General features: G+C 42.1%; 8 protein-coding genes. 2 read left to right on the forward strand and 6 right to left on the reverse strand.

What is annotated here, in order from left to right:
- Nucleotides 1-15: 15 nt before the first annotated feature.
- The 5 genes from B2X72_RS25855 to rhaT all read right to left on the reverse strand — a co-directional run bounded on the left by B2X72_RS25855 (nt 16) and on the right by rhaT (nt 9,546).
- Nucleotides 16-3,492 carry a SusC/RagA family TonB-linked outer membrane protein gene (locus tag B2X72_RS25855; RefSeq protein ID WP_286852061.1) on the reverse strand — a complete coding sequence of 1,159 codons (3,477 nt, stop codon included), beginning with the start codon at nt 3,490-3,492 and terminating at the stop codon, nt 16-18.
- A 108-nt stretch (nt 3,493-3,600) separates the two neighbouring features.
- Entirely contained in the window at nt 3,601-4,971 is a 1,371-nt protein-coding gene (locus B2X72_RS25860; protein ID WP_286852063.1) for an FGGY-family carbohydrate kinase, read from the reverse strand.
- Nucleotides 4,972-4,983: 12 nt separating this feature from the next.
- On the reverse strand, nt 4,984-6,258 hold the full coding sequence (locus B2X72_RS25865) for a TIM barrel protein (protein WP_286852065.1): 1,275 nt from the start codon (nt 6,256-6,258) through the stop codon (nt 4,984-4,986).
- A gap of 81 nt (nt 6,259-6,339) precedes the next feature.
- Nucleotides 6,340-8,442, reverse strand: coding sequence for a bifunctional aldolase/short-chain dehydrogenase (locus B2X72_RS25870; RefSeq protein WP_286852067.1), 2,103 nt, complete (start codon nt 8,440-8,442; stop codon nt 6,340-6,342).
- Nucleotides 8,443-8,469: 27 nt separating this feature from the next.
- Nucleotides 8,470-9,546, reverse strand: coding sequence for an L-rhamnose/proton symporter RhaT (gene rhaT / locus B2X72_RS25875; RefSeq protein WP_286852069.1), 1,077 nt, complete (start codon nt 9,544-9,546; stop codon nt 8,470-8,472).
- 174 nt (nt 9,547-9,720) lie between these two features.
- On the opposite strand from rhaT, the gene B2X72_RS25880 reads away from it, so the two are divergent.
- Both B2X72_RS25880 and B2X72_RS25885 read left to right on the forward strand, forming a co-directional pair.
- Entirely contained in the window at nt 9,721-10,341 is a 621-nt protein-coding gene (locus B2X72_RS25880; protein ID WP_286852070.1) for a 3'-5' exonuclease, read from the forward strand.
- Between the two features lie 10 nt (nt 10,342-10,351).
- Nucleotides 10,352-12,265, forward strand: coding sequence for a DUF294 nucleotidyltransferase-like domain-containing protein (locus B2X72_RS25885; protein WP_286852071.1), 1,914 nt, complete (start codon nt 10,352-10,354; stop codon nt 12,263-12,265).
- A gap of 54 nt (nt 12,266-12,319) precedes the next feature.
- Here B2X72_RS25885 and B2X72_RS25890 read toward each other — a convergent pair whose 3' ends face one another.
- Nucleotides 12,320-13,372 carry a glycoside hydrolase family 43 protein gene (locus B2X72_RS25890; RefSeq protein ID WP_286852072.1) on the reverse strand — a complete coding sequence of 351 codons (1,053 nt, stop codon included), beginning with the start codon at nt 13,370-13,372 and terminating at the stop codon, nt 12,320-12,322.
- Nucleotide 13,373: the final 1 nt, after the last annotated feature.

Consider the following 13,373-nt stretch of genomic DNA (forward strand, 5'->3'; position numbering starts at 1 on the left):
CTGATTTTTTAAACATTAAAATTCCAAACTTACACCACCGGAGAATGTTCTCATGGTCGGATAAGAATATGCCGCCACTTCAAATCCACCAACAAGAGACTGACGTGGATCTATTCCCGAATGGGCTGTTTTCATAAAAAGGTTATCACCAGAAGCGAATATCCGAAGCCGCTTGATTTTCATTTTTGACAAGATACTTTCTGGCAAAGTATAACCTATCGTCACATTTTTAAAATTGAGATAGGAAGCACTGAATAAGCCCAAATCACTGTAGAGCCAGCTTCCTGTAGTTGCACCATTGCCATAGGTATTACCATACATCACCATAGGGAATTTTGCACCTGTGTTGTTCGGTGTCCAGGTATTACCGATGAGTTCCGATGAAAGCGCTTTTCCAGGATCTTCACTTACATACAAATTATTTCCGTACTCCGTACTAAAAAACTTTCCGCCCAATTGGTAAGCCAATGTCAAATACAGATCAAAATTCTTGTAACGTAAGGAAGTACTAAATCCGCCTATCCATTTAGGTAACGCGCTCCCCATTTCGTAGCGGCTAGCTTTTGAATAGTCTGTGGTTGTTATACTTTCGCCCTCTTTATATCCGGGATAAGTACCTGCGTCAACATCGGCTTTGCTAATCTGATGATAGTAAAGTGGTAAACCCGTATTTTGGTCCACACCGCCATATTTCAACATATAGAGGTTAAAGAAATCTTTGTTGACTCCACGTAAATAGGTAATATTTGCTACAGCACTTGTTCCTGCAGCAGCCCAAGCATCGGTACCTGCGGTCCAATTTCCTCCCAAAGCATCTGAACCGACACCATTTGGTACAGCTTTCAGCTTAGTGGTATAATGTGTTCCGTTTGTCGATACTGTCCAGTTGAAATCAGGTTTCTTGATGATGTCTACTGATAGGTCGATTTCAAAACCTTTATTTCCGATTTTTGCGGAGTTCGTCGCAATGGAAGACTGTCCCTTGGATATCGCAATAGGCTGATTCCAGATGGCATTTACCGTGACGCGGTTATAATAATCGAGTGATCCACGTACTCGTCCAAAGAAGCTAAAATCAATACCACCATCTAATGTGTGTATGTTTTCCCAGGTTAATTGGTCATTGACATATGCATTTTGATTTAAGGTGATATTGGCAGGTATACCCGTTCCATTTGTCGTCTGTGTATATGTGGCGGCGTAACTCCATGTTTGGTATCCCGAATAGTTGGATATTCCATTCTGATTACCGATTACACCATAACTGCCGCGTATTTTTAGGAGGTCGAGCCAGCCTTTGCTACTTTCCATAAATTGCTCACTGTCGATACGCCAACCGCCACCAACGGACCAGAACGTACCCCAGCGTTTATCTTTCAACTTGAACTTTGACGAGCCATCCCGACGGACAGATCCTTGAAAAAAGTACCTATCGTTGTAGTTGTAATTGACCCGGGAAAAATAACTTTCCATGGTACGTTTATCCTCACCGCCCCCCGGATTTGGGAACGTTCCACCGTCATAACGTCCGACAAAGTTGATATAAGATGCAAAATCATCAATCAATGCATAAGATGATCGGTAGTTGAGCTGCTCGTTCTTGAATGAATCATATTCATGCCCCAAGAGCGCCTCTATATTGTGTAAACCTATTGTTTTCGCATAATTCAGTAATTGTTGTAGGTTCAGAATCGTTGTATTGGATGCGGTCTTACCAAAGGCTCCAATGCCTGCTGCCTGTCCCGATTCGCTGTTCCAGTAACGTGTACGCATCTCATTAAACTTATCCATCGAGACATTTGCTGTAAACGTAAAGTCTTTCAGGAATTTGGCCTGCCCATACACCCTTGTTGTCCAATCATCCGATACACGTTGATCCAAATCATTGTCCAGCACCGTCAAAACATTGGTAGAAGATAGTGCAGCCGATGTTAACCCCAGTGGAGAGTAGGTATCTCCGGCAAGTACATGGACTTTATTTTTCCCATTGTCATCAATCAGGGCGCCATTTTTATCGCGTGCATAGAGCTGCACCAGCGGATTCTGTCCATTGATAAACCGGAACACATTGGCTGTAGAACTACCGGGGTTACGGCCGAAGCGTGTTGCCGGCGATTGTGTGGTCCGATTGGAGTAGCCGATATTAGCGCCCAATTTTAGCCAGGCATTCAATTGCGCATCAAAATTGGCACGTCCATTATAGCGTTTGAAGGAAGATCCGCGAATATAAGATGGATCTTCAAGATAACCTCCCGAGAGGAAATAATTTACTTTATCATTACCACCGGATGCCGATAAATCATAATCTTGTCGTAATCTATTCTCCAGTAGATAATCATCATATCTGTCGCTATATAACAGGCGAGCTCCAGGATTCAATTTACCATCTGTATTGACGAGGTATGCGCCACTCATGGTTGAACTCGCATCAGCTCCTGTGCCTGAGGGTGTATAGACCGCTCCCGGCACATCATACAACATCCAGTTACCTAAGCTGTTTCGTTGAAATTTAGTCGTAGACCCGATGTAGTCAAATAGGTGCGAACTGGCAAATTCAGCAGCCTGTTCGTGCGACATATTCGGATTCTGCACATTTGTTGTATATCTTTTTGAAATACCGGTACCATCCACTCCATAGCGTACAGAGTTGTACACAGAGAGCCAGGCGAATTCATAAATATCCTTCGGATTGGAAATTTTATCGAATTGATACGGTCCCACCTGATTGACACCGAGCTTTCCTTCGAATGAAATGCGGGGTTGCCCCGACACGCCTTTTTTTGTTGTCACCAAGACGACACCATTGGCACCTCTAGCGCCGTATAGGGCCGTCGATGCCGCGTCCTTCAAGATAGAAACACTCTGGATATCTTTTGGATTTAAGGTAGCGAGCGGATTATCATTTTGTGCGGGAACACCATCAATGACGACCAGAGCGTTTGAGGTATTCTGACTCGCCGATCCTATACCACGCACACGAATTCCCATGTCGATACCGGGCTGTCCATCCACTGCCGACACCTGAATACCGGGTGCAGCCCCTTCCAAGGCCCTACTGACCGTCGAATTTGACTGCATATTCAATGCTTTATTGTCGATTGTGGATACGGATCCCGTCAGATCCTTTTTTTTCGTCGCACCATAAGCAACGACAACAACTTCATCCAGCACAGTGTTGTCCTCCTGCAGTTCAACACGAAGTGGGATCCCCACAGTCCCTTCCATATTTTTTGCAATGTACCCTACATATTGGATTGAAAGAACAACTTTGTTGCTCGCGACAGAAAGGGTAAAATCACCATTTTCATTTGTTGAACTAGCATTTTTACCACCGACTTCTTTAATCGAAGCTCCAGCGATAGGTCGCCCGCTCTTGCTACCCACCACATGACCCTGTATAGTCTTGGTCACCTGAGCAACTAACGCAAACGGCATTCCCATCATCATTGCCACGCAAAGAATTAATGAGTAATGTTTTAATTTACTTTCCATTCTGATTAGAGGTTTAATTTAATTTGGTTTAATTTGTTTATAATTCTATATCGAAGTAATAGAAAACAAACTGAACAGCTGTACCGTACTATCCTGTTCTAAAATCATTTACGAAACAGTATGTGGCCTAAATAATTTTAATTCCACCAAGTTTTGTGGGATCTCTGCTGTGTTCCAATGCTGATGCATCAACAGTGCGGCACCCAAAGCTGTTGCTTGCGGCATCGCTGCAGCAAACACCTCCATAGCTGGAAATTCACGTGCAATCAAACTCATATAAATCTGATTTCGACTAAATCCACCATCGACAAATATCCGTGCAGTCTGTGTACAGCAAAGAACAAGTTGGGTGGCGGCTACCTGTGCCTTGACAAGACACCAGACTAAGCTGTGGTAAGCGGTTTGATAATCTGGATAACGATGCAGGTCAATGGCTTCAAAAGATTTCAAATCTATCGCGTTCGGAAGATCAAGCGCTGTCAAAGCCGCGATAATGTCCCAGTCGATTTCAAGCGTTCTAAATTTGGCCGTGGTCACCGCAAAGAAATCGGCAATACGCTTTGATTGAATTTCATGTTCATACCCTGCAAATAAACGGGAGGCTTTTACGGGAGTACCGCGATAGGAAAGATAGAACAAACAATCCTGCTGCAGCTCCTCTATTGTCAAATCGATCGACGCAAATGGGTTTAATGAAATGCACCAAGTGCCTGTAGAAATTAAAACAAAGGGTTCTTTATTACTCATTAGATAAGGAATAAGTGCCGCGGAACTATCATGTAAACCCGTTCCAACCCAATATGACTTACCTAGAAACGTACTTTTAAAGGCTGCATCTCCCGAAACAATTGGCGGGAAAGCTCCAACGAGGCCCTCGTCTTCTACCCATTGATGATAATGGTGTTGTTTGAAGTCCCAAAGTGCAGTATGGCAGCCGATGCTAGTCAAATCTGTACACAGCTTGCCTGAAACCAAAAAGCTTAAATATTGAGGTAAGTGTACCGCATAGGCAAGTTGCCCAAATAAATCAGGTTTTTCACGCTTCAGACGCAAGAGCTGTAAGCCCGAATTCAGACTACCCAATGATGGTGATGCCGTTGCCAATGAAAATGCGACAACACCTCCATACGCATCATATAACTGTTGCTGTATATCCGCAGGAAAATCCTTGAGATAGTTGTATAAGGGAGTCAAAGGTTTACCCTGTGCATCAATGTAAACCAAGCTAGCCCCATAGGCTGCAAAATTGATTGCCTGAATATCAAATTCGTCCCGCCGGAGTACTTCATGCAAGGCATCAAAAATCGACAGACGAAGGCTTTCAAGATTTTCACAAGGATCCCCATCTTCATCGACAGTTTCTAAAAATCGAGCAGATCGTTCCCATAGCACGCTATAGTTTTTATCAAATAAAAGAAGTTTTTTATTCGTTTTTCCAACATCAAATACGGCTACGACAGGTATACTTTTGTTTTCCATGTCGTGTATCTTTTAGAGGCCTGTAGCGACGCTATTTTTTCCTCTTTCCCCCACCAATCTATCTCGTAACGCCTGTTCTCTAAAGAGCCCTATTGGATCCAATGCCGCACCGATGCGTCGTCTCGCCTCAGCAAGCAATGGTCTTACATCGGTTCGAAATGCCTGTTGCAAAATCTCCTGGGCAGCTACCACATCGTTTTGAGCTTGCGCATCGCGAAGCGATTTCCGATCGATAAGCAAGGCCTGCGCATAGGCTATTTTAATTGCTTCTACCGATTGTAATAAATCAACTAATGGGTCTTTCAGATTATGTGAAGCATCGATCATCCAGCCTAAAGCCGATTCATGAGCCATTCCCCGCGCATCCATCCCATCGATCAATTCACTGAATATCAAAAACAATTGATAAGGTTTCATACAACCGGCCGTCAGATCGTCGTCTCCATATTTGCTATCATTGAAATGAAAGCCGCCCAATTTCCCTTCCATCAACAGCAGCGATACGATTTGCTCGATGTTTGTATTCGGTAGATGATGCCCTAAATCCACCAAGGTAAAAGCCTGTGGTCCCAGCTTATTTGCTAAAAGTAAAGACTGTCCCCAATCGCCAATGGTCGTCGAATAGAAATAAGGTTCAAATGCCTTATACTCTATAAACAGGCTCCAGTCTACGGGTAGATGCGCATAGATTTCCTGTAGGCTGGCAAGGGTATTTTCAAAGGCCTGTCTAAAATTAAGCTGCCCAGGGAATGATGAACCGTCAGCCAGCCATACCGACAAGCACGTTGACCCCAACTGTTTTCCAAAGTCGATTACTTCTATATTATGGTCTATCGCCTGTTGACGGACGCGTGGATCAACGTGATGCAAAGACCCAAATTTATAGCTGTGCTCCTGCCCGACCTGATCTTGAAATGTATTTGAATTCATCGCATCAAAGTGAATTCCAAAGGTTGCTGCATACTGCTTCAATGCTTCAGCATCTTTAGGAATATCCCAGGGAATATGCAATGAAATAGCATCACTCGATCCATTCAATGCATGCAGCAAGCCTACATCTGCAATTTTCTGCTCCAGTGTTGCCGGTTCACCGGCACCAGAGAAACGGCCAAAGCGCGTTCCACCTGTACCCAATGCCCAACTAGGGATAGCAATCTGGAATTGCTGTAGTTTTTCTACAATCTCTTCTGTTTGTACAATCTCGTGAGAAACAAAATCAAAGGCTCGCTGATGCCTCGCCTGCAACTGGTCATTATGTGCCGCGATAGCACACTTGTCTAAAATCATAATAGTACTGTTTTCGGTTTATTAAAATAGGGTATTGTGGTTTCTCGATCTATTGAAAACACAATACCGAAGATAGCGAAATTAGCGCACAAATGCCATTGCTACGCCACCGTCTACATTGAGTGTATTACCTGTAGATTTCGAGAGCAAACCACCCACAAAACAAAAACAGGCATTTGCAATATCCTCCGGTAGAATCACTTCATTCAACAAGGTCCGATTAGCATAAAATGTAGGCAGTTCCTCGATCTGAATACCATATGCCTTTGCGCGTCCCTCTGCCCATCCGCCAGCCCAAATATTGCTATCGGAAATCACTGCATCGGGGTTAACAACATTGACACGAATTTTGAATGGTCCAAGCTCCGCGGCGCATAATCTACTTAAGTGCAATTGTGCACCTTTCGCGCTTCCATAACCGACATTATTCGGACCACTGACAAGCGCATTTTTGCTGACTATATTCAAGATATCACCACCGATGTTCTGCCCCTTTAAAATTGGCGTGATCGCTTGGGTGACCAAAAATTGTCCTTTAACCAATACATCATACAATAGGTCCCAATCTTTTTGGGTATGGTCCTCGATAGATTTAGAAATCGACAATCCGGCATTATTCACTATGATATCTATCCCGCCAAATGCTAAAACAGTTTTATACAAGGCTTCTTGGATCTGTACTTCCTCGGTCACATCCAGTAGGACGGAGATCACTGCATCTTGGCCAAATTGTGCCACGAATTCTTGTTCGCATTCCGCCAAACGTTCAGCGTTAATATCGTTAAGCACAACCACTGCCCCTTCCTGTGCCATTTTCTTGGCAATGGCTTTTCCGATTCCACCACCACTTCCTGTCACCAAAGCAATCTTTCCGGAAAGTGCTTTTGGTTTCGGCATACGCTGCAATTTAGCCTCCTCAAGTAACCAATATTCGATATCGAAAGCTTCCTGACGAGGCAAGGCCGTATATTCACTTACAGCTTCCGCTCCTTTCATTACGTTAATCGCATTGGTGTAGAATTCTGCCGCTACACGTGCAGTTTGTTTGTCTTTCGCAAACGCAAACATACCAACACCTGGATATAAAACAATCACCGGGTTTTTATCGCGTACAGCTGGACTGTTTTCATGCTTGCAATTTTCATAATATTGTGCATACATTTCACGGTATGCTTCGAACAATGGCGCCAATTTCGCTTTTAGCTCTTCAACATTATCCAAATCTTCTGATTTATCCAAATTTAGTACTAACGGTTGGATTTTAGTTCTTAAGAAGTGGTCCGGGCAGCTGGTACCAAGCGGAGCTAAGCGTTGTAAATCGTTTGAATTTATAAATTCCAATACACGTTCATCATCTGTAAAGTGTCCGATCATGTGACGCTCACTAGAACAGAAACCTCTTAAAACCGGCGCAAGTTTAGCTGCTTGTGCAGTTCTTTCTTCCTTGCTCAGGCTAGTTACTTGCTGACCACCGAATACAGGTGCTTTTTTACCATAGTTTTGCTCAAGATATTCCGCGCAAGCTTCGATTACATCCAATGAATTCACATAACATTCATGTGCGGTGTCTCCCCATGTAAACAAGCCATGTGATCCCAACATAATACCCCGAATACCCGGGTTTTCTGCTAAACAGGCTCTTAACTTAAGGCCAAGATCAAATCCCGGTCGCTGCCAATCTACCCAGCCGATCGCCCCATTAAACAATTCTTGTGTAATCTTCTTCCCATCTTTTGCAGCGGCAATAGCAATAGCAGCATCGGGATGTAAATGATCAATATGTTTAAATGGTAAAAACCCATGTAATGGTGTATCAATAGATGGTGCTTTAGAATCCAGATCGTAAATACAGTGGTTAAATAGTTCAACCATCTCATCTTCATGCTCCAAGCCTTGATAAACATGCGCTAAACTGCGCAGCCGTTGAAGATACAGTGCTGCCAACCCCGATTTCTTAAGCGTCCCAATATCTCCTCCTGAGCCCTTTATCCACATCACTTCCACATCCTCTCCGGTCAATGGATCTTTTTCAAAAACTTTGCAGGAGGTATTGCCACCACCATAATTTGTGATTCTTAGATCCGCGCCTAAAATATTCGAACGATATAATAATAAAGCCACTTCATCACCGTCTAGTGTACGTGCTTTCTCATCGTCCCATAAGTAATTGACATGTTTATACATTTTCACCTCTTCTATATTGTTTAAGTATTAATTTTCTAATGTCCTTGCAAAGCCTACTATGCAAATGGAAATGATAATTGTGATAATTCCAGCAATAATGGAACGATAGGTTACACGGTCCACCCCTCGCCATTCTTTTAATACAACGCCCCAGGCATTTGAAATAAGAATGATGAAAGCCATATGTAATATCCAGGAACTTGCGCCATTGCCCAGTCGGCTTTCCCCCATACCGTAAAAGAAAAATTGGAGATACCAGGTTGTCCCTGCTGAAGCACATAAAAGAAAATTCCGCAACTTCGGCACTGCTGGTTTCGTATAATCTTTAAAAGACTTATTCTTGACGAGCAGATAAAGACACCAAATAAAATTTGTCATAAAGCCGCCCCACAGAATTACGATATAGGTTACATTATTTTGATAGAGAAACTCTCCTTGATTGGGGTTAGCGGCCTTCCATACCGCATTGCTTACATCCGCCATGGGTTTCCCAGACTCTATACCAAAATTGAAACAGGCACTTAGTATACCTGAAACGATCGCCACGACGATACCTAAGCCGAAGTTGTAATCAGATTTACTTTCTGCTGATAATGTTGAAAGATGCTTTTCTTTGGACATACCAGCCTTGCCACATAGATAGACTCCGACCAAGCAGACCAACAGTCCAATGAGAATACAAACACCCGGCTGTGTCGTAAAGAAATAATCGATACCGTGTTTACCCTCGGCCCGATTGAAAAAATAATAAATACTAGGCATCAAGGATCCAAACACCATGCTGAGTCCCAAAATAATACTACTTCCCAACGATACGCCAAGGTAACGGACACCAAGACCGTAAGTCAGACCGCCTATCCCCCAAAGCATACCAAACAAAAAGGTATAACTCAAAATGGATAGATCGGTCTCTTTAATAATCTCCATAAAATTGGGTATCGTGAGCATTGCTGCGATAGGAGGTATAATGATCCACGAAAAAAGTCCGCCCAAAATCCACATGGATTCCCAAGACCAACCTTTCACCTTTTTATAGGGCACATAAAAACTTCCAGACGCAAAACCGCCTATAAAGTGGAAGATTACTCCGAAAACAGCATTCATTATCTATGTATTTAGGTATTAGATATCTAAAGTAAATGATTTCAGAAAAGGAACTGTTATGTACTGTTATGTTGTAACGACAAAATAGTTACGCTATAGCTAAATTATTTCGATATAGCCCGCTATCCTGCAACAAATTTTGATTACTTTTAATTATTAATTACCGACAATGCATTGAAAAAATATTTGCTATTCTTAGATACGGAAACATCTGGTTTACCGAAAAAGTGGAACAAGAGTTACATGGACGGTGATAATTGGCCCCACATCTTGCAACTGGCTTGGATCATTTATGACGAAGAGCAACATGAAGTTAAACGAACCAATAAATATATTTATGAGCCGTTAATACCAATCAGTCCTGCATCAGAACAGATTCATGGATTGACACCGCCTTTTCTAATGAAATATGGTGAGAAGAAAAAAGAAGTATTACGGAAATTCAGTCATGACATCAAAAAATATAAGCCCCAGCTTATCGGGCATTTTCTTTCATTCGACCTGCAGGTATTAGCGGCCGAATTCTATCGATCCAACTTGGCTATTCCATTTCATAACTTAGCTTATTTCTGCACCTTGTTGCATAGCAAAAAATACGTTCGGAATCCGAATATGGTGCATCTTCCGCTTTCATCGCTGCATGATACACTATTTTCGAGTCCAGCCACAGAAATGCACAATGCTGAAAAAGATGCTGAAATAACTGCTAAATGCTATTTTGAAATGATTCGAAGAGATGAATTATCCGAGCAGGACATACAAAATCAGCAAGCTGAATTCGAGAACATCTGTTAATGTGACTTCCATGAAAAACTCCGACGCGATCCTACCCCTGCTGAAATCTACGCAGCCATTTCAAATTCTGCCCGAAACCCTACAATTGAGTATTGTCGACAGATTCAATGAACATCGTTTTTCTAAAGACACCTTAGTTTATCGGCAGAACATTACCGATATGGATGGTGTTGATTTAATCCTCGAAGGTGAATATGAAACATTCTTTCTAGATGTTTCCGATAATAAACGATTGGTCGAGATACACCATAAACCGTATTGTTTTGGTGGAATATCGGTCTTATTAAACCGAACGAAAGCACTCAAGTCCGTCATTGCCAAAAAAGGTACGATCATTTATCGTTTACCCCGAAAAGACTTTATTGAGCTCTGTAATGCGAATGAAGAGTTTTTCCATTTTTTCACCAACTCCTTTGGAAAAAGAATGTTAGATGAGGAGTTTTCTCATTTTGTTAAGTCGCCAGCCTCCTTCGAGGAAAGCTATTTTGCTGCAGACCAACTTTATTCGCGTAAAATTGAACACATCACCTACAAAGATATCGTTTCCTGTACACCGGATACACCAATCTTTGAGGCTGCACAAACCATGGCGAAACACAAGGTAAGCTGCATATTTATCAAAAAAGGGGAGCATATTCTTGGCTATGCGACAGATATTACCTTAAGAGACAATGTCGTGGCCCAGCAGATTCCGGCAACACAATCTATTGCTCAGGTAATGGATAACCCTATTGTCAGTATTTCGGATCAGGCCTATCTTTACGAAGCTGTACTGATGATGTTCCGTACGAAATCAAGATATCTCCTTGTTGAGAAGGCAGGCCATTATATCGGCTTCCTTAGCCGAAATCGGTTATTGAGTGAACAAGGGCAGTCTCCTCTCGTATTTATTCAATCGGTTAAACTCGCAGAAACATTGGATGAATTGCGTGAAAAATGGAATAATGTTCCCGAGATTATTCACCAATTGCTCGGTAGAGGTGTAAATGCAGAGATTGCGAACCAAGTTATTACCACCGTTGCCGACAGTATTGCACTTAAAGTAATTGAAAAAGTGATCGGGGAAATGGGCGAACCGCCTGCAAAATTTGTGTTTATGGTAACGGGTAGCGAAGGAAGGAAAGAACAGACGCTAATGACCGACCAGGATAATGCAATTATTTACGAAGATAAAGCAAACGAACAACGTGAGCTTGTACGCGCGTATTTCCTCAATTTTGCCAGTCGCGTATCGGATCATCTCAATACAATTGGTTTTAGCTACTGTACCGGGGGATATATGGCCAGTAATCCCGAATGGACACATTCGCTGTCACATTGGAAGAAAAATTACAAAAAATGGATTGAAGAAAGTATCCCCGAGAATGCGATTAAATTTTCGACCTTCTTTGACTGTAGGCGATTATATGGTGACCAGGGTATTATTGATCAACTCAAAGAATTTCTCAATATTGAGCTACAAAAACCCAACGAGCGTTTTTTTACGTTCATTGCAAAGAATGCGTTGCAATATGAACCGCCGCTCACATTTTTCAAAGCGATAAAAACGCAAACAATAGGTTCTTCTGAAGTCTTCAATATCAAGAAAGCGATGACGCCCATTGTTGATTTAGTCCGGGTTTACGCGCTGAAAAACAGAATTTATGAAGAAAATACAGGTGGTAGGCTAAAACAGCTTCTTGAGTTGGGCATCTTCACACAAGAACAGTACGAGGAGTTAAATCAATCTTATTATTACCTGATGTCGATCCGCCTAAAAAATCAGGCTAACCAGATCCGTATCGCTAAACTGGCACCCAACAATTACGTACCTATAGATAGTTTGACAAATATTGAAAAGGCGACAATTAAAGAAATATTCAAAACAATCAATAATTTTCAACTCGGTATTAAGCTTAAATTCACCAGCAATTTATTTGGTTAAGTAACTTATTGCCATATAAAGGCAATAAGTTACGAAGATCTGTTCTAAAAGCTTCTATTTTTTTGGCAAAGACAAATCAAACTGCCAATGCTTCGCTAATCGCACCAACTCTTGTTTTGTTATTGGGATGACAGCGCCATGTTTAGGCGAAGTGAAATTAGTGGATTTCATTTTACCTGCATTAAAGTGTCCCAGATCAACAAAATTTTTAAAATCTGTTGTTTCACTGAAGCCAAAATTATGGGGCGATATCCCATAGATATCATACATCAAAACCCATTTATCTTCTCCTATTCTTTTCCACACATTCGGCGCTTCGCAGGCTTCTGGTTCAGGATCATAGAAGCGATCATCGTACTGATAAGGGCCATTTGGATAATCTGAAACAGCTTGCTTAATGCCCAGAATACCATCATGGGCGACATAAAAAAGATGGTATTTATTGCCCACTTTCGTAATATCGCCATCGATGTAATTTTTATTTGCTTTGGGGTATTGAAACAAAAGCTGTGGTTCTGATTCAAATGCTGTAAACTCCTTATTTAAATAGGCGTAATAGAGCTGATTCAGTCCATTGCCAAACCGCATCGTAAAATAGATCATCATCTTCCCAGTACGATCATCATAGATGAGTTCGGGAGCCCAGAAGGAGCCTACATTTTCCCAACCTTGAAAGGCTTTCTCCAAGTAGAGCTCCGTATGCTTCCAGTGAATTAAATCAGTCGATTTCATTAAGACAATACCCCGGTTGTTACCCCATCCAAATGCGACTCCGTCACGCTCCCATTCCGTACTTCTATAACCCTGCTTTTGTGCGTAGATATGTAAATCCGTCATGACCATATAAAAATAACCATCTTTTCCGCGCATGATATAGGGATCCCGAATACCTTTCTGCTGTGCAATGCTATCGCCAGCAATGATCGGTTTTCCTTTATTGATATCGGTGAAAGAATAGCCATCCTGACTGACAGCAACATACAGACCATGGCTTTCATCCTTAAAGTAAACCATCAGGTAAGCCGCCAGATCCGATTCCTTTACCTGTGCAAACACGTTATGTACAAATAGAATCAGGGTAGTAAAAAAGAGTCTACGGATATTCATC

Source organism: Sphingobacterium sp. UBA7253, from assembly GCF_002472745.1.
Taxonomy (GTDB): Bacteria; Bacteroidota; Bacteroidia; order Sphingobacteriales; family Sphingobacteriaceae; genus Sphingobacterium; species Sphingobacterium siyangense.